The sequence below is a fragment of the Stenotrophomonas sp. STEN021 genome (assembly GCF_056760175.1).
The window spans coordinates 1-23934 of the sequence record NZ_JBRREH010000046.1 but is presented as its reverse complement, the minus strand read 5'-3'; the positions used below and the strand labels follow the sequence as shown (position 1 = coordinate 23934).

Here is a 23934-nt window from a genome sequence, read left to right as displayed (position 1 = left end):
CGGAACTCACATCAGTTTCAACAGCTTGGATAGATCAGCCCGCAATCCACCCGGTTCAAAACCCGGCGCATAGCGGAATACCACAAAGCCATTGGGATCAATCACATACACCGGAGTGCCGGCCGGGTCATCAACCCCCGGCAGCTTGCCCCGGAACGCAGGCTGGGGCTGCAGCACCTTCAGTGCCGGCGTGGCGGCCACCTGTTCAGGCGGCGTGCCCAGCCACAATATCTCGACATTATCCGCGTTATGCCCGAACAACTGCCACACCTTGTCCAATTGCTGCGACAAAGTGACGCAGGCCGGTGCACAGTCAGCTGGCGGCGCCAACAGGATGCGCCAGTGGCGCTCGCCAGGGTTCCAGTCGTAGGCCTGACCGTTGGCCAGATGCAGCTGCTCGCTGCGCAGATCCAATGCCGGCTGCAGCAGTTCACCGTGATGGCGGTTGATCTGCGGTGTCCAGCCAGAGAAGCGCAGGATGCCGGCCAGCGCCATCGAGCCGAAGAACATGGCGAAGATCAGCAGCAATACCCGGCGGCCGCGGTTGCGGGTGGCGAGCTGGTCGGGGGTGAGTGCGTTCATGGCTGGGTTCTTTTCGAGCTGGCTATGGGGAGTGGCTGGGTGCGAAAGCTGGAGCAAGAGCTGGAACTAAAGCAAAGGCTGGAGCAAAAGCACCCCTCCCCGGCCCTCCCCTTCACCTTCGGTGAAAGGGAGGGGGAAATTCAATGGCGAAGGCAGGAGCAAGGATCAAAGGGAGGGCGCAGCGCTCTGCCCCCTCCCTTTGGCGCAGCCAAGGGGAGGGTTGGGGAGGGGTGCTTTGGCTTTGGCTTTGGCTTTGGCTTCCAACCAGCTCCAACCTAACCCGCATTCCCAACTCCCAACTTCCTTCGCTTTTTGAACTGCAACAACAGCGCAATCAACAACACCGCCAAGGCCATCGCGAACCACTGCACCGCGTAACCAAGGTGGCGCGAAGGCGGCAAGGTATTGGGCAGCAGGTCCAGATCACGCGCATAGCCCAGCGGCAGGTCCGGATCCAATCGAAGTACCTTCGGCGCAAGCACTGCGCTGCCCAGCCCAAGCTGCGCGGCAATCGCCGGCAGATCGATCCGCGTTGCCAGCCAAGTCTGCGGCTGCGTGGTTGCACTCAATGCCGGGCCCAAGGCGATACCGGTTGCCGGTGCCGGCGCCCACAGCCCCTGCAGTGCCTGCGTGCCCTGCTCCGCGCGGATCGTTGGCATGCTGCGGTCGGCAGGCAGCGGCAGCCAGCCCAGATCGACCAGCACCACCGCGCCATCGCCGGCACGCGCAGGCTGGTAGACCTTGATGCCAGCGCGACCCTCACGCAGCTGGTTGTCCAGCAGCACGCTGCCTGGCAGGAACTGCAGCTGGTCGCGCACCCAATGCAGGGAGTCAGGCTTGGCCGCCGCCTGGGCAAGACTGAGCGCGGCGTCGCGGCTGGGCGGCAACTGCGCAAGCAGGGCTTCCTTTTCATGCATGCGCTGCAGTTGCCAGCCGCCCAAGGCGCAGAACAAGGCGGCCACCAACACCGCCAGCAGCCAAGCAAAAATCGCCGTGTGCTGTCGCGTCATGACAAGCTGCCGCCAAGCAGGTGATATAGCACTGCCTTCCCACTGAACGAGCCACGCATGAATGATTCGTTGAAGACCCTGTTGGTGATCGCGTTCTTGATCGTCATCGTCTGGAATCTTGGAGCCGGCCTCTATTACCTGATGATCGATCGCGGCCAGACCAAACGGACGGTCAATGCGTTGACGCGGCGTATCGCGCTGTCAGTGGTACTGATTCTGCTGGTTGCCTTGGGCATCTATACGGGTTGGATCAAGCCGCACGGTGTTGGCGGCTGAACATCGCAACAGCCGCACTGCTGTGCAGTGCGGCCTCGGACCCGCGTTACAGCACGTAAACGAACAGGAACAGCATCAGCCACACCACGTCGACGAAATGCCAGTACCACGCTGCCGCTTCGAAACCGAAATGGTTGTCACGGGTGAAGTGGCCCTTGGCGGAGCGGAACCACATCACCGTCAACATGATCGTCCCCAGCAGCACGTGCGCGCCGTGGAAGCCGGTCAGCATGAAGAACGTTGAGCCGTAGATGCCAGAGCCCAGGGTCAGGTTCAATTCCTTGTAGGCGTGGATGTATTCCTCGGCCTGGAAGAACAGGAATACGCAGCCCAACACCACCGTCGCCCCCAACCAGATCAGCAACTGCTTGCGGTTGCCCGCCTTCAGCGCGTGGTGCGCGATGGTCAAGGTCACGCCCGAGCTCAACAGGATCAGCGTGTTGAGCAGTGGCAGGCCCCAGGCCGGAATGGTCTGGAAGGCGCCGCCGATATCGGCCGGGCCATTGGTCGGCCATGCAGCCGAATAGCCATCCCACAGGTATTCGTTGGTGAGCACGCCATGACCTTCACCACCGAGCCAGGGCAGGCCCATGTTGCGGGTGTAGAAAAGCGCACCGAAGAAAGCTGCAAAGAACATCACCTCGGAGAAAATGAACCAGATCATCCCCATCCGGAACGAGCCGTCGACCTGGTGGTTGTAGTTGCCGCCCACCGATTCGCGGATGACATCACCAAACCACAGGAACAGGGTGAACACCAGCATCGCCACGCCGGTGAAGAAGGTCCAGCGGCCCCAGCTGGCATCGTTGAGCCAACTGGCCACCCCGACCATCATCACCAGCATCGCGATCGATCCTACAAACGGCCATTTGCTGCTGCTAGGCACGAAGTAGACGTTGGCATCAGGGGCGTTATGGGCCATGGCGTTGCTTCCGGGTCCGTGATCAGGGAGCTGCGTGGGCAGCGGCCGCGGCGCTTGCCGGGGCCAGTTGCTCGGTCAGCGCATCATTCTTGTAGAAGGTGTAGGACAGGGTGATCGTGTTGACGTCGGCCGGCAGGTCCGGGTCAACGATGAAACGTACCGGCATGTCGCGCTTCTCACCGGCCTGCAGGGTCTGGGCGGTGAAGCAGAAACATTCGGTCTTGTTGAAGTAGCCCGAGGCACGGGCCGGTGCCACCGACGGCACCGCACTGCCCACCAGCGCGCGGTCACTGTCATTGCGGGCGAAGTACAAGGCTTCGTTCAACTCGCCCGGCACCACGTCCATCGTCAGCTTTTCCGGATGGAAGGCCCATGGCAGCTTGGAATTGACGCCACCATCGAACTCCACCCGTACCGTGCGCTTGCCGGTGGTCGCATGCACGTTGGTTTCGTGCGTGGTCGCGCCGCGCTCCAGGCGTACGCCGAACACTTTCTCACAGGCGATGCGGTACAGCGGCACCAGCGAGAAGGTCAGCACGAACACCGCGAACGCCACGCCGATCAGCCGGCCAAGGCCGGCGTTCGGCTTGGGCGCGGGCGCCGGCGTGGTCAACTCGCCAGCACCCCGGACAGGATGAAGCCGACGTAGACCGCGACCGCGATCAGGCCGACGATCAATGCAGTGCGTCGCGAACGGCGCCTGCGCAGGGCCAACTCCTCAGCCTGGAAATGTTCGTTGCTGCTCATTGCCAGCCTCCTCAGTGCGTCACATCGTCATGCGCCAGATCACCCGGCTTGATCACCGGCGGCACGGTGAAGGTATGCGCAGGTGCTGGTGACGGAATGGTCCACTCCAGCCCGCGTGCACTTTCCCAGGCGCGCGCTTCGGCACGCTTGCCGTTGCGCAGCGAGGCCAGCAGGATCGCCGCCATCATGAACGGGGTGGCGAACATGCCGAATGCGCCGATCGAGCTGACCAGGTTCCAGTCGGCGAACACCGGGTTGTAATCCGGGATACGTCGCGGCATGCCGGCCAGGCCGAGGAAGTGCTGCGGGAAGAACAGCAGGTTGACGAACACCATCGTCCACCAGAAATGAAACTTGCCCCAGAACTCGTTGTACATGCGGCCGGTCCACTTCGGCCACCAGTAGTACACCGCGGCGATCAGCGCCAATACCGCGCCGGTCACCAGCACGTAATGGAAGTGCGCCACCACGAAGTAGGTGTCGTGGTACTGGTAGTCAGCCGGCACGATCGCCAGCATCAGGCCGGAGAAACCGCCGATGGTGAACAGGATCACGAACGAGATGGAGAACAGCATCGGCGTTTCAAACGTCAGCGAGCCCTCCCACATCGTGCTGACCCAGTTGAACACCTTCACCCCGGTCGGGATGGAGATCAGCATCGTGGCGAACATGAAGTAGATTTCGCCACCCAGCGGCATGCCCACCGTGAACATGTGGTGCGCCCACACGATGAACGACAGGAAGGCGATGGCAGCAGTGGCATAGACCATTGCCTGATAGCCGAACAGCGGCTTGCGGCTGAAGGTCGGCAAGATCTCACTGACCACGCCGAACGCCGGCAGGATCATGATGTAGACCTCGGGGTGACCGAAGAACCAGAAGATGTGCTGGTACATCACCGGGTCACCGCCACCGGCGGCATTGAAGAAGCTGGTGCCGAAGAACTTGTCGGTCAGCAGCATGGTCACCGCGCCAGCCAGCACCGGCATCACCGCAATCAGCAGGAAGGCGGTGATCAACCAGGTCCAGCAGAAGATCGGCATCTTCAACAGGTCGATCCCCGGTGCGCGCATGTTGAGCACGGTGGCGATGATGTTGATCGCGCCCATGATCGAGCTGACACCGGCGACGTGGATGGCGAACACGCTGAAGGCGACGTTGTAGCCACCTTGCAGCGACAGCGGTGGATACAGCGTCCAGCCACCCGCCGGTGCACCACCGGGCAGGAAAAGGGTCACCAGCAGCATGCTGAAGGCCACCGGCAGCAACCAGAACGACCAGTTGTTCATGCGTGGCAGCGCCATGTCCGGCGCGCCGATCTGCAGCGGGATCATCCAATTGGCCAAGCCGACAAAGGCCGGCATCACGCCGCCGAAGATCATCACCAGTGCATGCACGGTGGTCATCTGATTGAAGAATTCCGGCTTGACGAACTGCAGGCCGGGTTGCGCCAGCTCCAGCCGGATCACCACGCTCATCGCCGCACCAATGATGAACATGGTGAAGCTGAAAAGCAGGTAGAGCGTGCCGATGTCCTTGTGATTGGTGGAGAAGAACCAGCGCTCGAAGAAGCCCTGTTGGTGCCCGTGGTGATCGGAGTGGTCCACTGCGGTATTCGCCATTGCAACTACACCTCGTTATGCGTTTTCAGGCATCGCGCCGGCAGCACCGGCACGCAGTGGTATCAGGCACCGGCCGCCGCAGGTGCGGCAGGGGTTGCTTCCGGTTGCGTTGCTTCGGGCGCCGCGGCGGGTGCCGGTTCGGCGGCAGGCGCGGGCGCGGCTTCTGCAGGCGCGGCAGGCGCCGGCTTGCGCGAGGCCAGCCAGGACTTGAACTCGTCCTTGGACACGGCCTTGACCACGATCGGCATGAAGCCGTGGTCCTTGCCGCACAGTTCCGCGCATTGGCCGCGGTACACGCCTTCGGTTTCGATGTTGGTCCAGCGCTCGTTGATGAAGCCCGGCACGGCGTCCTGCTTCCAGCCCAGTGCCGGCACCCACCACGCATGGATCACATCGTCGGAGGTGATGACGAAGCGGACCTTGGTATCCACCGGCAGCACCAGCGGGTTGTCCACGTCCAGCAGGTAGTGCGGATCGCTGGCCATGGTCGGCACGCTGCCGCTCTGCCGCACTTCGTCGGACTTGCGGTCCAGGCGGCTAGTAAAGGCGACGTTTTCACCCAGATATTCGTACTTCCACATCCACTGATAGCCGGTGATCTTCACCGTCATCTCGGAATCGCGGGTGTCGTACATGGCGATCAGCTTGGCCGTGGCCGGCCAGGCCATCACCACCAGGATGATGATGGGGATGACGGTCCAGATGATTTCCGCCTTGGTGTTGTGGCTGAACTGCTTGGCCACCGCGCCCTTGGACCTGCGGAACTTGAAGATGGCATAAGCCATGGCGCCGAACACCAGCACGCCGATGACGGTACATACCCACAACGCCACCATATGTGCGTCCCACGCCATACGCGAGGTATGGGTGACGCCCTTGCCCATATTGAGCTGCCATTCCTTGGGATCGGCGGTCTGCGCCCATGCTGCCTGCGCCGACAGCATCATCGCTGCCGCTGCCAAACCGTGTTTCAACTTCGCGCCCCACACGCTGCTTTGCTTCATTGCCTAGACCCTTGACGTCATCGGTTGCTGCCATTGCTGGCCGCGAGCAAGCCTTCAAGTGTCACCGCAAGTTCCCGACGTTCCACGGGCGCGAGAAAACTCCCCACTTCCACCCACTTGCCGCTGGAAACCAGCAGGACCCGTTCCTTCCCGGTCACCACCCGCACCCAATACGGGTGTGCGCGGAATACCGGCGAAACTCCGGCTGCGGGAATCACTTCCACGCAGTCCGGTCCTACCCGGATCTCTTCCCGGCGATTGCTGCTGCGCCAACACGCACGCAGGGCAGCGGCCACCAGGAAGCCATGCAACAACGCGAAGACAGGGGCCAGTACGTTCCCGGACAGCCAGGCAAGGCCAGCCGCGAACACCATCAATCCTGCCAACGCCGCAAACAACTGGACGAACTGCCGAGCACTGAGTGCCCGTGGGGGGTGCAGCAACAACTGCGTCCCTGAGCCATCGGAGTCTTGCCGAAGCACCTGGATCATCGCAGCCGCGTCCATACCGCGGAAATCGAGTTCGATGGTAGCCCTGCCCGCACACGCCCGGCAAGCTTCCATTCATCATCGTCATCAATGCTGCAGTGCACATCAAAACTGTGCCCATATCGTCCAAGCACGTCGATTTAGATGCCGGAATCGGCACAATTTAATTTGACTCGTTAAGTATTGCGAAAGCGCCCACAGGCCAGTGCTTTCAGGCCGCAAACAGACGCCCGCAGGGGACTAGGAAATCCGCCACCGAAGATTAAAATGGCCGAATCCAACTGTGGCCGAGCGCATGAACGCAACACCTTCTCCTGATGTCGCCTCCCCTACGTCGCCGGCCCCGCCGCTGCTGACGCCTGAGCTACCGCCGGCGCCGCCCGCGCTGCGCCAGGCCATTACCGATGCCTGGTTGAAAGACGAAACCAGCCACGTACGTGAACTGCTGGAACAGGCGCGCCTGCCGGCCGCCGAGCAGGCACAGGTACAAGCCACCGCCGCCGACCTGGTGCGCCGCGTGCGCGCCCGCGCCAAGAACCAGGGCGCGATCGAGGCCTTCATGCGCCAGTACGACCTGGGCAGCGAAGAAGGCGTGCTGCTGATGTGCGTGGCCGAAGCCCTGCTGCGCATTCCGGACCAGGAAACGGCCGACAAGCTGATCCGCGACAAGCTGGGCGAAGCCGACTGGAAGCGCCACATGGGCCAGTCCGACTCGGTGCTGGTCAATGCCTCGACCTGGGGCCTGATGCTGACCGGTCATCTGGTTGATCTGGCCGATGCCACCAAGCGCGACGTGCATGGCGCGTTCAAGCGCCTGATCGGCCGCGTTGGCGAGCCGGTGATCCGCTTGGCCGTGCGTCAGGCGATGAAGATCATGGGCCACCAGTTCGTCATGGGCCGCACCATCGACGAAGCGCTGTCGCGCTCGCACAAGGGCGACAACAGCAACTACCGCTACTCCTTCGACATGCTCGGCGAAGGCGCGCTGACCATGAAGGACGCGCTGCGCTACCTGGAAGATTACCGCCGTGCCATCCACGCGATCGGCGGCGACAACATCGCCCGTGGCGGCAAGGCCGACGGCGACGTGACCAAGTCACACGGCATCTCGATCAAGCTGTCGGCGCTGTACCCGCGCTATGAACACGCCAAGCGCGAGCGCGTATTGAAGGATCTGGTACCGGGCGTGCTGGAACTGGCGCAGCTGGCCAAGTCCTACGGCATCGGCTGCACCGTCGACGCCGAGGAAAGCGACCGCCTGGAACTGTCGCTGGACATCATCGAGCGCGTGGTCAGCGATCCGTCGCTGAAGGGCTGGGCGGGCTTCGGCATCGTCGTGCAGTCCTACCAGAAGCGCACGCCGTACACGATCGATTACCTCGCCGACCTGGCCCGCCGCATCGGCCACAAGCTGCAGGTGCGCCTGGTCAAGGGCGCGTACTGGGATGCGGAAATCAAGCGCGCGCAGATCGAAGGCCTGCCCGGCTACCCGGTGTTCACCCGCAAGCAGAACACCGATGTGTCCTACATCGCCTGCGCCAAGCGTCTGTTCGGCCACAGCGACGCGATCTACCCGATGTTCGCCACCCATAACGCGGCCACCATCGCCACGATCAAGCAGATCGCCAAGGGCGGCGTGTACGAGCACCAGAAGCTGCACGGCATGGGCGATGACCTGTATGCCGAGGTGATTCCGGCTGATCGTCTGAACGTGCCCTGCCGCGTGTACGCACCGGTGGGATCGCACGAAGACCTGCTGCCCTACCTGGTGCGTCGCCTGCTGGAGAACGGCGCCAACTCCAGCTTCGTCAACCGCATCACCGATGAAGACGTGTCCATCGACGACCTGATCCGCGATCCGGTCGAAGCCGTGTCTTCGTTCGCCTCCATCCCGCACCCCAAGATCCCGCTGCCGGTTGATTTGCTGCGCAGCCAGAACCACGACAGGACCAACTCCATGGGCATCAACCTCGCCAACGACAACGAACTGCGCGCCCTGGCCGAGCAGCTCAACGCCGCTATCAAGCCGTGGCAGGCGACCCCGCTGGTGCAGGGCGTGGCCCCGGGCACGCCGTCGCAGCCGGTGGTCAACCCGGCCGACAACCGCCAGGTCGTCGGTCACTGGCAGGCTGCCGATGCCGCCACCGTGCAGAAGGCGCTGGCCAATGCCGTGGCCGCCCAGCCAGCCTGGAACCGCACCCCGGCCGCCAGCCGCGCCGCCATCCTCGAGCACGCCGCCGACCAGCTTGAAGCGCGCATCGCCGAGTTCATGGCGCTGTGCGTGAAGGAAGCCGGCAAGAGCCTGCCCGACGGCGTCGCCGAAGTGCGTGAAGCAGTCGACTTCCTGCGCTACTACGCCAAGCAGGCACGCGAGCAGTTCGGCACCGCCGAGAAGCTGCCGAGCCCGACCGGCGAAAGCAACGAGCTGCAGCTGCACGGCCGTGGCGTCTTCGTCTGCATCAGCCCGTGGAACTTCCCGCTGGCGATCTTCCTCGGCCAGGTCGCCGCCGCCCTGGCCGCTGGCAACAGCGTCATCGCCAAGCCGGCCGAGCAGACCAACCTGATCGGCTACTACGCCGTGAAGCTGCTGCTCGACGCAGGCGTGCCGGAAGGCGTGCTGCAGTTCCTGCCGGGCGACGGTGCCACCGTCGGTGCCGCGCTGACCGCCGACCCGCGCGTGGCTGGCGTGGCCTTCACCGGCTCCACCGAGACCGCCCGCGCCATCAACCGCGCGATGGCCGCACGCGATGCCGCCATCGGCGTGCTGATCGCCGAGACCGGTGGCCAGAACGCCTTCATCGCCGACTCCTCGGCGTTGCCGGAACAGTTGGTCAAGGACGCCATCGGCTCGGCCTTCACCTCGGCCGGCCAGCGTTGCTCGGCAGCGCGCGTGCTGTTCGTGCAGGACGACATCGCCGACAAGGTGATGGGCATGCTGTCCGGCGCGATGGCCGAACTGAAGGTTGCCGACCCGGGCGAACTGTCCACCGACGTCGGCCCGGTCATCGACGCCGACGCGCTGCAGATCCTCAAGGACCACGCCGTGCGCATGGATGCCGAAGCGCGCCTGATCGCCGCCGCACCGCTGTCCGAAGCTGCCGCACACGGCACCTTCTTCGCCCCGCGTGCGTATGAGCTGAAGGACCTGAACCAGCTGCACAAGGAAATCTTCGGGCCGGTGTTGCACGTGATCCGCTGGAAGGCCGATCAGCTGGATGCGGTGATCGACCAGATCAACGCCACCGGCTACGGCCTGACCCTGGGCGTGCATTCGCGCATCGATGAAACCGTTGATCGCATCGCTGCGCGCGTCAACGTTGGCAACGTCTACGTCAACCGCAACCAGATCGGCGCGGTGGTCGGCGTGCAGCCGTTCGGTGGCCAGGGCCTGTCCGGCACCGGCCCCAAGGCCGGCGGCCCGCACTACCTGCTGCGCTTCGCCACCGAGAAGACGGTGACGGTGAACACCACCGCCGCCGGCGGCAACGCCTCGCTGCTGACCCTGGGCGATTGATTCCAATCGTGCCGTGATTGAGAAAAACCCCGCGCAAGCGGGGTTTTTCTTTGCCCTGCAAAAACCTCCCCATCCCTCCCCTTCGCTACGCGAAAGGGAGGGGACGTAGTGCCGAGCCATGCTCGGCAGCGGCTTTCCCGGCAACGCAGCAGCACCGCAATGACTGTGGGAGCGGCGCAAGCCGCGAAGCCGGCATCATTGAAACTGCCGCCATATCTAACACCTGGTCAACCATCTGCTTCGCGGCTGACGCCGCTCCCACAATCGCTGCTTCAAACGGTTTTTTCCTTACGAAGACCTACCCCTGCCCTCCCCTTCGCTACGCGAAAAGGAGGGAGCGTAGTGTCGAGCCATGCTCGGCAGCGGCTTTCCCGGTAGTGCGACAGCCTTGTAGGAGCGGCGTAAGCCGCGAAGCAGATGATTCAACTGATTACAGCGGCATCGGTGATTTCATTGATGCCAGCTTCGCGGCTTACGCCGCTCCCACAAATGCATGGCTGCCTTGCCGTGCAACCACACAAACAAAAAGCCCCGCTTGCGCGGGGCTTTCTGCATGCATCAATTACAGGTTCGCTTAGAACTTGTACTGGTACGACACCGCCAACACGTCGCCGCGGACCTTGTACTTGCCGGTCAGCGAATTGCCCTGGTTGTTGGTGGTCGGCTTCACCGAAATGTTCGGATCGCTGGTGAACAGATGGGTGTAGCCGAAGTTCCACTCGGTGTTCGCGGACGGCGTCCAGCCAACACCCAGCGACAGCCACTTGCGGCTGGTGTCCGGCACACGCACGTCACGATGTGCGTCGGTGGTCGGGGTCTGGTCCAGCGCAACACCACCACGCAGGGTGAGCGTATCGCTCAGCTTGTAATCGGTACCCAGCGACACGAAGGTGGTATCGCGGTAGCCGAACTCCAGCTCGGAATTGGGCTGGTTCGACGCGTAGTCGATGACCACGGTGTCAAACGCGGTGGACCACGCGGTGCGGCTTACATCGCCCATCACGGTCCAACGGTCATTGACCTTGTGGGTCACGCTCAGGGTGGCAGAAGCCGGCATGGTCACCGTGGCCTTGCCCTTGGTGGTGACGAACTGGCCCGGCTGGGCGACGGCCAGCACAGCGGCAGCGTTGCCCGGCACATTGAAGGTCGCATCGCCGCCGGTGATCTTGTGCTCAACCTTGGAACGGTAGCTGATACCGATGTGGGTGTTCTCGTCCACGCTGAACAAGCCACCGACGGTGTAACCCACGGCATTGTTATCGCCTTCAACGGTCAAGCGGCCGTCGGCGCTGCCCGGAGCAAAACCCGGGACGCGCTTCTGGGCCAGCGCGGTACCGAAGTCGATTGCGTTGCTCAGTTCAATGGTCAGGTGCTCAACGAACACCGAGGCGCCGAACGAGACATACGGGTTGACGTCATACGAGGCTGCAAAGCCGAGATCGACGGCCTTCAGGTCGGTTTTCAGGCCGCTGTAGCGCCCCACCCAACCGTTGTCGTATTCGGTCTTGAAACCGAACGGAGCGGTCAACGACACACCGAAGTGCATGTTGTCGTTTTCGCCGAACGGCATATGGAAATAAGCAGCAGGAACCGGAGCGATCATGCCTGCATCGCCGCCGTTACCACCGGTGGCGGGCGTACCGACAGGGGTGCGCCCGCTGCCCTTGAACTCAGCCGAGAAGCTGATCGCGCTCAGGTCACCCTGGATGACGCGGCCGTCCAACTGGCGCATGCCGGCCGGGTTGACGGCGATGATGGATGCATCGCCCTCGGCGCTGCCGGAACCGGCGAAAGCGCGGCCGAGGCCCTTAGCGCTGTTTTCCTTCAGCTGGAAGGCAGCTGCATTGGCGTGGCTGAAAGCGAGGGCGCCGGCGATGCCGACAGCAAGTGCGGTTACGCGGGCAATAGCAGAAGCAGTCATGGTGGAAGCTCTCTCCGTAAACGGTAATGGTCGTTTTTGCGCCTGCACTCCCAAGTAGCAAGCTACTTGACAGTGCGCCGGAGTCCCCTCCCGACATACGACGCCGTATGCAGTATCACCCACGCTGGTTAACTAAACAATAACGACGTAAGACATATTCCCAGCCCGCGCCGGGCATTGCCGGGTTAGGCTTCCAGACTCATGTTCGTCTCCATTCCTTCCAGAAATAAGTCAGGCCTGCGCTGGGCAGTACCCTTGCTGTGCCTGGCCTTGCTGGCGGCCTTCCTGTGGTCAATCTCTCGGCCAGGTGAGGCGCGACGCACGCTGTGGTTGGACTGGGGCGCCCTGGCTACGGGGCTGGGAAGCAGCCGGGACTGGTGGGCGGCGCTCAGCGATGGCAGCGTATTAAGGTTGTTCACCGCCTTGTTTCTGCACGCCGACTGGTCGCATCTACTCGGCAACCTGGTGTTCCTGTTGATCTTCGGCCTGCCGGCCGAGCGCGTACTGGGGCCGTGGCGCCTGCTGTTGCTGTTCCTGTTTGGCGGCGCCATCGCCAATCTGGCCGCGCTGTATGTGATCGGTTCGCCCGAACGCACCATCATCGGTGCCAGTGGCGCGGTGTCGGCACTGATGGGCACGTATCTGACCCTGTTCCCGCGCGCCAAGCTGGGCGTGGTGCTGCCGCTGGGCCTGTTCCTGGAATTCGTGCGTGCACCGGCCTTCCTGCTGATCGGCGTGTGGGCGGCCCTGCAGGTGGTGTTCGCCTATATCGGCCCCAGCTTCGGCATGGTGGCCTGGTCGGCGCATGTGGCTGGCTTCCTGTTTGGCGTGGCCTATGGGCTGTATGTGCGTGCAGCCATCGCCAGACGTCTGCGCAAGCGCAAGGGTTTCTAGCCCTGCCTGTTTTTTGTGGGAGCGGCGTCAGCCGCGAGGCCCGCGATCGATCAGATCGCGGGAGGGCCATGCCTTGGGTAGAGCCGAACCATGTTCGGCTGGGGCCTTACCGGTAAAGCTGCTGCCGAGCATGGCTCGGCACTACGCGGAAATATTGCCGGTGAAGCCCCTGCCGAGCATGGCTCGGCACTACAGGGGTTTTTCTTCGGCGGCGGGCTTTTCCGAGGCTTCCGGCTTTGCAGCCTCGGCCGGTGCAGCCGGCTTGGCTGCGGCGCTGGCAGGCTTCGGCTTGGCTTTTGCCACCGCTGCCTGCGCCGCCGCTACCGAGCCGGGGTGCTTGAGTTCCTGCAACGCCGACTGGATCGGGGCATCGCCCGGCAACACCACGCCGGCCTTGCTGCCAACCGCTTCGTCATCGCCACGCAGATGCCCGGGCAGCTTGGCTTCGCTGTAGTCGCTGAGGCTGGCCGGCAGGTCGTTGGGCGCATCGGCCGGATCAGGTGTCAGTTCCACATCCGGCAGGATGCCGGTGGCCTGGATCGAACGGCCGCTGGGGGTGTAGTAGCGGGCGGTGGTCAGCTTGACCGAGTCGCCGTTGTCCAGCGGCAGCACGGTCTGCACTGAGCCCTTGCCGAAAGTGCGGCTGCCGACCACGCGGGCGCGGCCGTTGTCACGCAAAGCACCGGCAAGCACTTCCGAGGCACTGGCCGAGCCAGCGTCGGCCAATACCACCATCGGTGCGCCCTTGAGCAGGTCGCCCGGGGTGGCGTCGAATTTGGCATCGCTGATCGAGATGCGGCCGCGGGTACTGACGATGCCGCCCTTCTCCAACAGATCATCCGCCACCTGCACGGCAGCGGTGAGCAGGCCGCCAGGATTGCTGCGCAGGTCCAGCACCAGACCCTTCAACTTGCCGCCGGCCTGCGCCTGCAGCTGGTTCAACTGCTTCTGGAAATCGGCGCCGGTGTCGGCCTGGAAGGTGCTGATGCGGATGTAGCCATAACCCGGCTCCAGCATCTTGCTGCGCACGCTGGTAACGCGGATGGTCTCGCGCATCACGGTGACATCGAAGGGCTTCTGCTCGCCACGGGCGATGGTCAACACCACGCTGCTGCCAGCCTTGCCGCGCAGCGGTTCGCTGGCATCGATGGCATTGATCGGGGTGCCATCGATGGCCACGATCAGGTCGCCGGCCTTCAGCCCGGCACGCGCGGCCGGGGTGTCGTCGATCGGCGATACCACCTTCAAGGTGTTGTCCTGCTGCAGCACCTCCACGCCGATGCCTTCGTAGGCGCCGTTGGTCTGCTCGTCAAAGGCTTCTGCGTCTTCCTTGTTGAAGTAGGTGCTGTGTGGGTCCAGCTCCAGCAGCAGGCCGCGCACGGCCGACTGCATCAGTTTCTTGTCATCCACCGGGTCCACATAGGCCGCACGTACGGCGTTGTAGACACCTACGAAGCGGCGGATCTCATCCAGGGGGACGCGCGAGGTGACTGATTCCTTGGCATCGGGATCGTCCGCCTTGGACACCTTGTCCGGGGCGCTCTGGGCCAATGCAACAGCCGGTGACAGGGCCAACAGCAGGGCAGCAGCAAGACGGGCTACACGCATGAACCACTCCATGAGAAAACGGATGCGCAATAACCGCGCTGGCCCCGATTATGCGCGAAGCCCAGCTAAATTCTTGTTGAACCGGCGCAGCCGCCTGCGCCAGCGCTCAGCGGGCGTTACTGCCGCTGCAACCAGGTCGAGGGATCCACCGGCTGGCCGTTGCGGCGCAGCTCAAAATACAGCGCGGTCACACCCTGGCCACCGGAGTTGCCAACCTTGGCCACCGCATCGCCCCGCTTGATGCTGGCGCCGGCGTCCTTCAGCAGGGTGTCGTTGTGCGCGTACAAGCTCATATAGCCGTTGCCGTGATCGACGATCAGGATCATGCCGTAGCCGGTCATCCAGTCGGAGAACACCACCGTGCCATCGGCCACGGCGGTTACCGTGCTGCCGGCCGGCGCACCGATCAGCACGCCGGCGCTGTTGCGACCATCCGGCAGGCGACCGCCGTAGCGGGCCAGCAGATTGCCCGACAACGGCCACCCCAGGCCGCCCACGCGCGGTGCAGGTGCGTTGGCGACCACCCGCGGCGGCACCTTGCCCGGTGTGGCCCGGGCCGGCGTGCGCGCGGTGCCGTTGTTGGCGGCCGCAGCCTGCCGGGCCTGCTCGGCCGCACGACGGGCCGCCGCGCGGCGCTCGGCTTCGGCGCGGGCGGCAGCGGCACGCAGGCTGGCCAGCACCTGCTCAAGCGCGCGCGCGTCCTTGCCCAGGGCCTTTTCGCGCTCGCTGCGATCCTGATAGCGGGTATCCAGCTCGCTCAGCACGCTGGCGCGCTGGCGACGGTCCTGGACCAGGGCTGCAGCCTGCTGGCGCTGCTGCTCGCGGGCCTGCTCCAGCTCCTTGCTGCGGGCAAGGATCTGCTGCTCGGTGCTGGTCAGCGCCTGCAGGTCGCTGGTCAGGCCGGTGATTGCCCTTGCCCGCTCGCGCTGCAGGTAACGGTGATAGGCCAGTTCGCGATTGGCATCGGCCACGCTGTCCTGCGACAGCAGCAGCTTCAGTGGCGCGTGATTGCCCAGCTGGTAGGCACCGCGCAACAGGGTTGCCAGTTGCCGGCGCTGCTGGGCCAGGCCGCTTTCCAGCGTGGTCCGGCGTTGTTGCAGGGCCGCCAATGATTGTTGCTCACGCTGCACCGCTGCCTCGGCTTCGGCCACCGCACGGCCGCTGCGGGCGACCTTCTGGTCGGCCTCGCGCAGGCGCTGGCTTGCCTCACCGCGCTGCCCTTCCAGCTGGCGCCGCTCCTGGGCAACGCCTTTGATCTCGCCACGCAGCTGCTGCAGCTTTTTCTCGGTGTCGCGCGAGCTGTTCTGCGCCGATAATGGACCAGCCAGCAACACGCCCAGCATCAACAGGCAGGCACCGCGCCATGGCGGCAGGGCTGCACGCCGTTGGGGGCAAGGCTGGTGACCGGGCTGGCGCAAAGAGGTTCCAGTGACTTCAGGCAGATGCGGATTGTACCCAAGCGTGGTGCCATGCCGCCCAGTCCATCGGCATTTCCACAGTGGAGATCTCATGAAACGTCTATTTCTACTTCTGCTGCTGAGCGCGAATGCCCCACTGGCGCTGGCCGCCGACGACATCAGCAAGGTCAATGGCAGCATCCAGACCGATGCCGGCGCCACCTATGGCGACCTGGAAACGGTCAATGGCAGCATCAAGCTGGCCGCCGGGGTACAGGCACGCGGCGTTGAAACCGTGAACGGCAGCGTACGCGCCGAAGACAATGTGCAGGCGCGCAATATTGAGACGGTCAACGGCGGCATCCACGGCGGCCGCAACCTGGTTTTGACGCGCGGCTTGGACACCGTCAACGGCGGCATCTATGTGGACCGCGGCAGCCGCATCGGCGGCAGTATCGAAACCGTCAACGGCAGCATCGGCCTGGTCGCCGTGCAACTGGGGGGCGATATCGAAACCGTCAATGGCGATATCACCGTTGGCATCGATTCAGTGGTCAAGGGCGGCATCAAGGTCAATCGTCCTTCGTTCGGCATTTCGCTGACCGCACCGCGCAAGCCGCGGATCGTCATCGGCCCGAACGCGGTGGTCGAAGGCCCGCTGGTGTTCGAGCGCGAGGTCGTGCTGCTGGTACACGACTCGGCACGCATCGGTCCTGTGACCGGCGCCACGCCGCAACGTTTCGACAGTGAAACCGCGCCACGCTGAACGCGCATTGCAGGCCAATCCTGCCTAGAATCCGGGTTCGATCTTGCAACCCGGAGTTCTCATGCAACGCAAACTGTTGTTGTGCCTGGCCGCCACCGCGGCGCTGGCCGCCTGCAAGCAGGAGGCCCCGGCACCGGCGGCCTCCGCGCCCGCCCCTGCACCGGCCCCGGCCCATACCTTTGCCGGTGGCATCAATGCTGCCGACTTCGGCGAGCTGGTGAAGACCCTGGCCTCGGATGAATTCGAAGGCCGTGCCCCCGGCAGCAATGGCGAAGAACTGACGGTCAACTACATCCGCGACCAGATGCAGCGCATCGGCCTGCAGCCGGGCAACGGCGACAGCTGGTTCCAGGAAGTGCCGATGACCGAAACCACGGCAGATCCCAGCACCGTGCTGAAGATCCAGCAGGGCCAGGCCAGCCGTGACCTGGTGTTCGGCACCGACATGGTGATCGGTACCCGCAGCGGCCAGCCGGAAATCAAGATCGACAACAGCGAGCTGGTCTTCGTTGGTTACGGCGTGGACGCACCCGAGCAGAACTGGAACGACTACAGCGGCCAGGATTGGAAGGGCAAGACCGTGGTGATGTTCGTCAACGACCCGGGCTTCCACACCAACGATGCCAAGTTGTTCGACGGCAAGCGCATGACCTATTACGGGCGCTGGACGTACAAGTTCGAGGAGGCCGCGCGCAAGGGTGCCGCCGCTGCGCTGATCGTGCACGACAGCGCCGGTGCCTCCTATGGCTGGGATGTGGTGAAGAACTCCTGGGGCGGCGCGCAGTACGACCTGCCGGCCGCCGAAGACAGCCAGCCGCGCCTGCAGGCACAGGGCTGGCTCAGCGCCGAGGCTGCCCGCAAGCTGTTTGCCGATGCCGGGCTGAATCTGGACAAGGCCTACAAGGACGCCAGCAAGCGCGGCTTCAAGCCGGCACCGTTGAATGCCAGCCTGTCGCTGGACCTGAAGAGCACCATCGCGCAGAAGAAGTCGCGCAACGTGGTCGGCGTGCTGCCAGGCAGCAAGCGTGCCGACGAAGCCGTGCTGTACATGGCGCACTGGGATCACCTCGGCAAGCACGAGGGTGAAACCGGCGACAACATCTACAACGGCGCGGTCGACAATGCGACCGGCGTGGCCGGCATTCTTGAAGTGGCCGATGCGATGGCCCATCAGCAGACCCCGCCGGAACGCTCGGTGGTGTTCCTGGCAGTGACCCTGGAGGAATCGGGCCTGCTCGGTTCGCAGTACTACGTGAACCACCCGACCTTCCCGCTGGACAAGATTGCCGGCGTGATCAACATCGATGCGATGTCGGTCAATGGCCGTGCGCGTGACCTCACCGTCACGGGCTTTGGCAGCTCCGAGCTGGAAGACCTGCTCAAGCCGCTGGCCGCCAAGCAGGGCCGTACCCTGCACGCGGAAAGCTCGGTGCAGAGCGGCTTCTACTTCCGCTCCGATCACTTCAACTTTGCCAAGGCCGGCGTGCCGGCACTGTATGCCGATGGCGGCGAAGACCTGATCGACGGTGGCGTCGAAGCCGGCAAGCGCGCGGCCGAAGCCTATGGCAAGGACCGCTACCACGGCCCGAAGGACGAGTACGACCCGGCCACCTGGAAGCTCGACGGCGTCGTCGAAGACCTGGAACTGCTATACGGCGTTGGCCAGCAGCTGGCCGGCGGCGATGCCTGGCCGAACTGGTATGAAGGCAATCCCTTCAAGGCCAACCGCGACGCGATGATGAAGAACAAGGACAGCAACGCAGCCAAGTAAGCCGCTGCTGATCGCGAGAGAACGGCGCCGTTGGGCGCCGTTCTTGTTTGTGCATGGCTACGTCGCTTACGCGGCCGGTGCCTCCGCACGTGCCATGCGCGCCTTGCGCACGCCGGCCACCGCAAACACCACCAGCCCGGCCCAGATCAGGCAGAAGCCAACCAACTGGCTGGCATTGAAAGCCTCGCGGAACACCAGCACGCCGACCAGGAACTGCAGGGTCGGGGCGATGTACTGCAGCAGTCCAACCACGGTCAGCGGCACCCGCCGCACACCGAAGGCAAAGGCAATCAACGGGATAGCGCTGACCGCACCGGCCAGTACCAGCAGCACGTCGTTGCCCAGGCCCCAGCCGGAAATGAAACCACCACCATGCCCGTTCTCGGCCCAGAGCACATAGGCCAGCGCCGGTGCCACCATGAACAGGCTTTCCACGCCCAGCCCGCTCACCGCATCCACCACCACCAGCTTGCGCAGCAGACCATACAGCCCAAAGGTGATGGACAGGCCAATGGCGATCCACGGCGGACGCCCGCTCTGCCAGGTCAGCCAGGCCACGCCCAGCGCCGCCAGCGCTACCGCCAGCCACTGCAGCTTGCCCAGGCGTTCGCCCAGCACCACGACGCCCAGCAGCACGCTCAACAACGGATTGATGAAATAGCCCAGGCTGGTTTCCACCACGTGGCCGGCATTCACCGCCCAGATGTACAGGCTCCAGTTCAGCGCGATCAACAGGCTGGACAGACCCAGCAGCCAGAACCGCCGCGGCGTTGCCCATACCTCCGTCAGCCAGCCCCAGCCGCGCACGATGCTCAGCCCACCAACCAGCAGCACCGCGCTCCAGACAATGCGATGGGCGATGATCAGGAACGACGGCACCTCCTTGAGCAGGTGCCAGTACAGCGGAAACAGGCCCCAGATCACGAAGGCAAGGGTGATGGCCCACAGGCCGTTACGGTGTTCGCTGTTGCTGTTCATGCGCGACGCAGCCTTGCAAGCGTGATGACAACGACGCCGGCCAGAATCACCGCCATCGCACCGAGATCGGAAAGACTGAAACGCTCATGTGCAATCCATGCACCCAGCGCCACGGCAATCACCGGATTGACGTAGGCATAGCTGCTGGCCAACACCGGACGCACGTTGTGCAGCAGCCATACATAGGCAGTGAAGGCGATGATCGAGCCGAATACAGTCAGGTAGCTCACCGACAACAGCCCCTGCAGGCGGGGCCAGGCGCTGATGCGTTCACCGCGCAGCAGGCCGGCACAGACCAGGATCACGCCGCCACACAGCATCTGTCCGGCGGCGGTCATGAACGGCGATGGCAGGTCACGTCCGCGCGACCAGATCGAGCCGAAGGCCCAGCCCAGCGGCGCGATCAGCAGCAGGATCAAACCGGTCGGCGTTGCGGTCAGGCTGCTGCCGGCGTTGAGCCAGACCACACCGACGAAGCCAACGGCAATACCCAGCCATTCGCCGCGGGTGACCTTGTCGCCACGGATGGCCGAAAACAAGGCCATCCACAACGGCACCGAGGCCACCGCCACTGCCGCCAGACCGGACGAGACATCGCGTTCGGCCAGCACCACCATGCCGTTGCCAAGGAACAACAGACACAGGCCCATCACTGCCAGCGTCTTCCATTGCGCGCGGGTCGGGGCGGCCACACCGCGCCAGCGCAGCAAGGCATAGAGCACGCTGCCGGCAATGACAAAGCGCGTGCCGGAGATCACCGTCAGCGGCGGCAGGCCGCTTTCCAGCGCCAGATGGATGCCGAGATAGGTCGATCCCCACACCACGTAGACCAGGAACAAGGCCAGAACTACAAGGCCACCCCTGGGAGGAGCAGCCGGTGTGGAGTCGGGGGAGGACATGAGGCGGTGCCACCATTCGGGGGAAGGTGAATTCTAGGGCACAGCGGCGCAGAGATCAGTCTGAAAAACAGCATGCTGTATTCGTTTGGCAGAGCACCTACATCATCCATACACGGTCTGCGGTAGCTTGAAGGCAACCGTCACGCCAGCAGTGCGTGCATCGCCGGGTCATCGGCCATCCAGCCAGGACAGCATCTGCATGAGCATTCCTACCGCCAACCTGCCGGCAGGCTCCGAACGCGCCGCCCTGCGCCGCTCCATCTCCAATACCTTGAAGGGCTCGGCCGGCAATCTGGTCGAGTGGTATGACGTCTATGTGTACTCGGTGTTCGCGGTGTATTTCGAATCGCAGTTCTTCTCGGCGGCGGACAAGAACTCCACGATCTATGTGTGGGCGATCTTCGCGGCGACGTTCCTGATGCGGCCGATCGGCGCCTGGTACTTCGGCCGCTTCGCAGACCGCTACGGCCGCCGCCGCGCCTTGACGGTATCAGTGACGGTGATGGCAGCCTGCTCGTTCCTGATCGCCATCACCCCGACCGCATCGCAGATTGGTGGCGCCGCGGCGTTGGTCCTGCTGTTCGCGCGGCTGGCACAGGGCTTCGCCACCGGCGGCGAGTACGGCACCAGCGCCACGTACATGTCCGAGGCGGCCATCCCCGGCCGGCGTGGCTTCCTGTCCTCGTTCCACTACGTCACCCTGGTCGGCGGCCACGTGCTGGCCCAGCTGACCCTGCTTGGCATGTTGCTGCTGTGGGACAAACCCGAGATCTCGGCCTGGGGCTGGCGCATCGCCTTCGCGATCGGCGGCATTGCCGCCATCGTGGTGTTCTGGCTGCGCCGGAGCATGGACGAATCGCTGACCGCCGATTCCATCGAAGCCGCAAAAGAAGGCCGCGCCAAGGCCTCCGGCTCGATGTACGAACTGTTCGCGCATCAATGGCGACCGCTGCTGCTGTGCTTCCTGATCACCGCCGGCGGCACGGTCGCCTTCTACACCTACTCGGTGAATGGCCCGAAGATGATCCAGAGCGCCTTCGCCGGCGACGACGTGATGACCGGCACCATGATCAATCTGGGCGTGCTGACCTTTCTGATGCTGCTGCAGCCGCTTGGCGGCTGGCTGTCGGACATTGTCGGACGCAAGAGCCTGCTGGTGTTCTTCGGCGTCGGCGGCGTGCTCTACAGCTGGTACATGATCACCCAACTGCCGCAGCAGCACGATCCGCTGATGGCCTTCCTGGTGCTGGCGATTGGCTTCGTCATCCTGACCGGCTACACCTCGATCAACGCCGTGGTGAAGGCCGAGCTGTTCCCCACGCATGTGCGTGCCTTGGGCGTTGGTTTTGGCTATGCAATGGCCAATTCATTGTTTGGCGGCACGGCGCCGTTGCTGTATCAGGGCGCCCTCAAGACCGGGCATGTGGATACGTTCGCCATCTATGTCACTGCGGTGATCGCGGTGTCGCTGGTGGTCTATGTGTTCTTTCTGAAGAACAAGGGACCGAACTGGTTGGATGGGACGCGGCGGTAAGGCTTTGGCGTTGGCTACGCTCAGATGCCGTCACTCCCGCGCAGGCGGGAATGACGTGCAAGAGGCAAAAAATCAGCGCCGAGCAGCATCACTGGCTTCTCGCGCAGCCTCGAATTCCGCGCCCTTCTGCCACATCGGCCACTGCCGGCTGTTGGCCAACTCCAAGCCCAGGTCGTAAACCAGCAGGGTATCGGCAGCCAGACCCCGCGCATCCCATTGCGGCGTCCACGCATCGCAGGCCTGGTGGTAGCACTTGGCGAAATAGGCATCACGCAGCGCGCGGCCAGCGGCGACACCGCCGTCCAGCTTGTCCAGACCTGCACCAACGGTGATCGCCGGCACACCCTTGCGGGCAAACGCGAAGTGATCGGCGCGGTAGAAGAAGCCCGCTTCCAGGTTTGGATCCGGCGACCAGCGGCGGCCACGCGCCTGAGCCACGCGCTGCACATCGTCTTCCAATGACACGCGGCCATTACCCCAGGTGGCGATATCAGCGGTTTCGCCATCCGGACTGAACATCTCGATGTTCAGTACCGCCGCCGTGGTCTCCAGCGGCGCCAGCGGGTGCGCGGCGTAATAACTGGCACCGAGCAGACCCTTCTCTTCGGCCGTCAGCGCGATGAAGTACAGCGAGCGCTGCGGGCGCGGGCCGGCGGCGAATACGCGGCCCAGCTCCAGCACCGAGGCCACGCCGGTGGCGTTGTCGATGGCACCGTGGCGCACGGTCTGGCCGTTTGCATCCGGCTGGCCGATACCGAAGGCGTCCCAGTGTGCGGAGAAGATCACCGATTCCTGCGGATGACTGCTGCCTTCCAGCTTGGCCACCACGTTACGGGTGACCACGCGCTCACGCTTGACCCAGAAGCTGGTGGTGAGACTGGCGTCGCCGAGCTCGACAGGACGGAAGTCAGCCTTCATCGCCTTGCGCTTCTCGGTCTCGAAATCGAGGCCAGCGGCGCTGAAGATGCGTTCGGCCAAGGCCCGCTGCATCCAGCCGCGTACCGGCGTATGCGCGGCCTGTGCCTCGTCCTGGCTGCGCTCGATATCGAACAGCGGCGAGGTACCGGAAGCCTTCACCGTCGCCCACGGATAGGCCGCCGGAGCGGTCTCGTGCACGATCAGCACGCCCTCGGCACCGCGACGTGCGGCTTCCTCGAACTTGTAGGTCCAGCGGCCGTAGTAGGTGACCGCCTTGCCGTCGAACGCACCCGGTGTTTCAGCCTCGAAGTCGGCATCGTTGATCAGCACGACGGCGATCTTGCCGCTCAGGTCCAGACCCTTGTAGTCGTCCCAGTGCCGTTCCGGCGCGGAGATGCCGTAGCCGATGAATACCAGCGGCGTGTTCTGCTGGTCGACCACACCGAACGGGCTCAGGCTCTGCAGGGTGATGTCCTCACCGTTGACCAGGGGCAGCGACTTGCCATTCAAGCTCAGGCTGGCCTGCACCGGACCGTCCACCGTTGCCCGCACCAGCGGTACTTCCTGCACCCAGCTGCCATCGGTGCCACCGGGCTGCAGGCCGGCCTTGCGGAATTCATCGACCAGATAGTCGACCGTGCGCTGCTCACCCGCCGAGGCCGGGGCACGACCCTCGAACTCGTCCGAGGCCAGGATGCGAACATGCCGTGACAGTGCTTCCGGATCGATGCCGCCGCCGGGCAGGTCATTGGCCGCCGAGGCGATGCCACCGACAAACAGGCAGGAAGACAGCAGCAGGATGCGCATCGGATTCACGGCAACTACCAACGACAGAATGAATGGCAGATTCTAACCGCCAACGGCCTTGTAGGAGCGGCGTAAGCCGCGAAGCTGATGAAGCAACAGCCACGGCAACAGCACAAAAGCACCCCTCCCCAACCCTCCCCTGCGCTACGCGCAAGGGAGGGAGCGGTAGTGGGGGGGGGGGGGGGGGGGGGGGGGGGGGGGGGGGGGGGGGGGGGGGGGGGGGGGGGGGGGGGGGGGGGGGGGGGGGGGGGGGGGGGGGGGGGGGGGGGGGGGGGG

General features: G+C 64.2%; 20 protein-coding genes. 6 read left to right on the top strand and 14 right to left on the bottom strand.

Annotation, left to right across the window (positions count from 1 at the left end; genetic code table 11):
• Positions 1-6 precede the first annotated feature (6 nt).
• Positions 7-582, bottom strand: a complete 576-nt coding sequence (locus ACVOL0_RS11505; protein ID WP_296253351.1) for a hypothetical protein — start codon at positions 580-582, stop codon at positions 7-9.
• Positions 583-857: 275 nt separating this feature from the next.
• Positions 858-1592 (bottom strand): SURF1 family protein, encoded by a 735-nt coding sequence (locus tag ACVOL0_RS11500; protein WP_481549221.1) that lies wholly within the window; start codon positions 1590-1592, stop codon positions 858-860.
• Between the two features lie 57 nt (positions 1593-1649).
• On the opposite strand from ACVOL0_RS11500, the gene ACVOL0_RS11495 reads away from it, so the two are divergent.
• Positions 1650-1868, top strand: a complete 219-nt coding sequence (locus tag ACVOL0_RS11495; protein ID WP_312916472.1) for a twin transmembrane helix small protein — start codon at positions 1650-1652, stop codon at positions 1866-1868.
• 46 nt (positions 1869-1914) lie between these two features.
• Here the strand turns inward: ACVOL0_RS11495 and ACVOL0_RS11490 are convergent, their stop codons facing one another.
• From ACVOL0_RS11490 to ACVOL0_RS11465, 6 genes are all read right to left on the bottom strand, one after another.
• A complete protein-coding gene (locus ACVOL0_RS11490) occupies positions 1915-2790 on the bottom strand; it encodes a cytochrome c oxidase subunit 3 (protein ID WP_481549220.1) in 876 nt (291 codons plus the stop codon).
• Between the two features lie 22 nt (positions 2791-2812).
• Positions 2813-3403, bottom strand: a complete 591-nt coding sequence (locus ACVOL0_RS11485; RefSeq protein WP_481549219.1) for a cytochrome c oxidase assembly protein — start codon at positions 3401-3403, stop codon at positions 2813-2815.
• Entirely contained in the window at positions 3400-3537 is a 138-nt protein-coding gene (locus tag ACVOL0_RS11480) for a hypothetical protein (protein ID WP_313171092.1), read from the bottom strand. The genes ACVOL0_RS11485 and ACVOL0_RS11480 overlap by 4 nt, the downstream gene beginning before the upstream one ends.
• 11 nt (positions 3538-3548) lie before the next feature.
• A complete protein-coding gene (ctaD, locus tag ACVOL0_RS11475; RefSeq protein WP_481549218.1) occupies positions 3549-5159 on the bottom strand; it encodes a cytochrome c oxidase subunit I in 1611 nt (536 codons plus the stop codon).
• Between the two features lie 62 nt (positions 5160-5221).
• On the bottom strand, positions 5222-6163 hold the full coding sequence (coxB, locus tag ACVOL0_RS11470; RefSeq protein WP_481549217.1) for a cytochrome c oxidase subunit II: 942 nt from the start codon (positions 6161-6163) through the stop codon (positions 5222-5224).
• A 17-nt stretch (positions 6164-6180) separates the two neighbouring features.
• Entirely contained in the window at positions 6181-6654 is a 474-nt protein-coding gene (locus ACVOL0_RS11465) for a DUF2244 domain-containing protein (RefSeq protein ID WP_481512965.1), read from the bottom strand.
• Between the two features lie 292 nt (positions 6655-6946).
• On the opposite strand from ACVOL0_RS11465, the gene putA reads away from it, so the two are divergent.
• A complete protein-coding gene (putA, locus tag ACVOL0_RS11460; RefSeq protein ID WP_481549216.1) occupies positions 6947-10165 on the top strand; it encodes a bifunctional proline dehydrogenase/L-glutamate gamma-semialdehyde dehydrogenase PutA in 3219 nt (1072 codons plus the stop codon).
• Positions 10166-10739: 574 nt separating this feature from the next.
• Here putA and ACVOL0_RS11455 read toward each other — a convergent pair.
• Positions 10740-12086, bottom strand: coding sequence for an outer membrane protein transport protein (locus ACVOL0_RS11455; RefSeq protein ID WP_481532418.1), 1347 nt, complete (start codon positions 12084-12086; stop codon positions 10740-10742).
• A gap of 201 nt (positions 12087-12287) precedes the next feature.
• On the opposite strand from ACVOL0_RS11455, the gene ACVOL0_RS11450 reads away from it, so the two are divergent.
• Positions 12288-12980: a rhomboid family intramembrane serine protease gene (locus tag ACVOL0_RS11450; protein WP_481549215.1), complete on the top strand. Its 693-nt coding sequence runs from the start codon at positions 12288-12290 to the stop codon at positions 12978-12980.
• A gap of 189 nt (positions 12981-13169) precedes the next feature.
• Here the strand turns inward: ACVOL0_RS11450 and ACVOL0_RS11445 are convergent, their stop codons facing one another.
• The gene (locus tag ACVOL0_RS11445; protein WP_481549214.1) at positions 13170-14588 is read right to left on the bottom strand and encodes a S41 family peptidase; all 1419 of its coding nucleotides are present in this window, start codon (positions 14586-14588) and stop codon (positions 13170-13172) included.
• Positions 14589-14704: 116 nt separating this feature from the next.
• The gene (locus ACVOL0_RS11440) at positions 14705-15931 is read right to left on the bottom strand and encodes a murein hydrolase activator EnvC family protein (RefSeq protein WP_481549213.1); all 1227 of its coding nucleotides are present in this window, start codon (positions 15929-15931) and stop codon (positions 14705-14707) included.
• 166 nt (positions 15932-16097) lie between these two features.
• Between ACVOL0_RS11440 and ACVOL0_RS11435 the strand changes: the two genes are divergently transcribed.
• Positions 16098-16751, top strand: coding sequence for a DUF4097 family beta strand repeat-containing protein (locus tag ACVOL0_RS11435; RefSeq protein WP_481549212.1), 654 nt, complete (start codon positions 16098-16100; stop codon positions 16749-16751).
• Positions 16752-16812: 61 nt separating this feature from the next.
• On the top strand, positions 16813-18522 hold the full coding sequence (locus tag ACVOL0_RS11430; protein ID WP_481549211.1) for a M28 family metallopeptidase: 1710 nt from the start codon (positions 16813-16815) through the stop codon (positions 18520-18522).
• Between the two features lie 66 nt (positions 18523-18588).
• On the opposite strand, the gene rarD is transcribed toward ACVOL0_RS11430, so the two are convergent.
• Together rarD and yedA are read right to left on the bottom strand one after the other, a co-directional pair.
• Positions 18589-19500, bottom strand: coding sequence for an EamA family transporter RarD (gene rarD, locus ACVOL0_RS11425; RefSeq protein ID WP_481549210.1), 912 nt, complete (start codon positions 19498-19500; stop codon positions 18589-18591).
• A complete protein-coding gene (gene yedA / locus ACVOL0_RS11420) occupies positions 19497-20399 on the bottom strand; it encodes a drug/metabolite exporter YedA (protein ID WP_481549209.1) in 903 nt (300 codons plus the stop codon). Before yedA ends, rarD begins: the two co-directional genes overlap by 4 nt.
• A 199-nt stretch (positions 20400-20598) precedes the next feature.
• Here yedA and ACVOL0_RS11415 point away from each other — a divergent pair, with 199 nt between their 5' ends.
• Entirely contained in the window at positions 20599-21933 is a 1335-nt protein-coding gene (locus tag ACVOL0_RS11415; RefSeq protein WP_481549208.1) for an MFS transporter, read from the top strand.
• Positions 21934-22005: 72 nt separating this feature from the next.
• Here the strand turns inward: ACVOL0_RS11415 and ACVOL0_RS11410 are convergent, their stop codons facing one another.
• Complete coding sequence (locus tag ACVOL0_RS11410; protein WP_481549207.1) at positions 22006-23658, bottom strand: M28 family metallopeptidase; 1653 nt, start codon at positions 23656-23658, stop codon at positions 22006-22008.
• Between the last annotated feature and the right edge of the window lie 276 nt (positions 23659-23934).

Excerpts from the sequence above, each read along its gene's own strand:
- ACVOL0_RS11505 (WP_296253351.1), bottom strand. The coding sequence starts at position 582 with ATGAACGCACTCACCCCCGACCAGCTCGCCACCCGCAACCGCGGCCGC.
- ACVOL0_RS11500 (WP_481549221.1), bottom strand. The coding sequence starts at position 1,592 with ATGACGCGACAGCACACGGCGATTTTTGCTTGGCTGCTGGCGGTGTTG.
- ACVOL0_RS11495 (WP_312916472.1), top strand. The coding sequence starts at position 1,650 with ATGAATGATTCGTTGAAGACCCTGTTGGTGATCGCGTTCTTGATCGTC.
- ACVOL0_RS11490 (WP_481549220.1), bottom strand. The coding sequence starts at position 2,790 with ATGGCCCATAACGCCCCTGATGCCAACGTCTACTTCGTGCCTAGCAGC.
- ACVOL0_RS11480 (WP_313171092.1), bottom strand. The coding sequence starts at position 3,537 with ATGAGCAGCAACGAACATTTCCAGGCTGAGGAGTTGGCCCTGCGCAGG.
- ctaD (WP_481549218.1), bottom strand. The coding sequence starts at position 5,159 with ATGGCGAATACCGCAGTGGACCACTCCGATCACCACGGGCACCAACAG.
- coxB (WP_481549217.1), bottom strand. The coding sequence starts at position 6,163 with ATGAAGCAAAGCAGCGTGTGGGGCGCGAAGTTGAAACACGGTTTGGCA.
- ACVOL0_RS11465 (WP_481512965.1), bottom strand. The coding sequence starts at position 6,654 with ATGATCCAGGTGCTTCGGCAAGACTCCGATGGCTCAGGGACGCAGTTG.
- putA (WP_481549216.1), top strand. The coding sequence starts at position 6,947 with ATGAACGCAACACCTTCTCCTGATGTCGCCTCCCCTACGTCGCCGGCC.
- ACVOL0_RS11455 (WP_481532418.1), bottom strand. The coding sequence starts at position 12,086 with ATGACTGCTTCTGCTATTGCCCGCGTAACCGCACTTGCTGTCGGCATC.
- ACVOL0_RS11450 (WP_481549215.1), top strand. The coding sequence starts at position 12,288 with ATGTTCGTCTCCATTCCTTCCAGAAATAAGTCAGGCCTGCGCTGGGCA.
- ACVOL0_RS11445 (WP_481549214.1), bottom strand. The coding sequence starts at position 14,588 with ATGCGTGTAGCCCGTCTTGCTGCTGCCCTGCTGTTGGCCCTGTCACCG.
- ACVOL0_RS11440 (WP_481549213.1), bottom strand. The coding sequence starts at position 15,931 with ATGCTGGGCGTGTTGCTGGCTGGTCCATTATCGGCGCAGAACAGCTCG.
- ACVOL0_RS11435 (WP_481549212.1), top strand. The coding sequence starts at position 16,098 with ATGAAACGTCTATTTCTACTTCTGCTGCTGAGCGCGAATGCCCCACTG.
- ACVOL0_RS11430 (WP_481549211.1), top strand. The coding sequence starts at position 16,813 with ATGCAACGCAAACTGTTGTTGTGCCTGGCCGCCACCGCGGCGCTGGCC.
- rarD (WP_481549210.1), bottom strand. The coding sequence starts at position 19,500 with ATGAACAGCAACAGCGAACACCGTAACGGCCTGTGGGCCATCACCCTT.
- yedA (WP_481549209.1), bottom strand. The coding sequence starts at position 20,399 with ATGTCCTCCCCCGACTCCACACCGGCTGCTCCTCCCAGGGGTGGCCTT.
- ACVOL0_RS11415 (WP_481549208.1), top strand. The coding sequence starts at position 20,599 with ATGAGCATTCCTACCGCCAACCTGCCGGCAGGCTCCGAACGCGCCGCC.
- ACVOL0_RS11410 (WP_481549207.1), bottom strand. The coding sequence starts at position 23,658 with ATGCGCATCCTGCTGCTGTCTTCCTGCCTGTTTGTCGGTGGCATCGCC.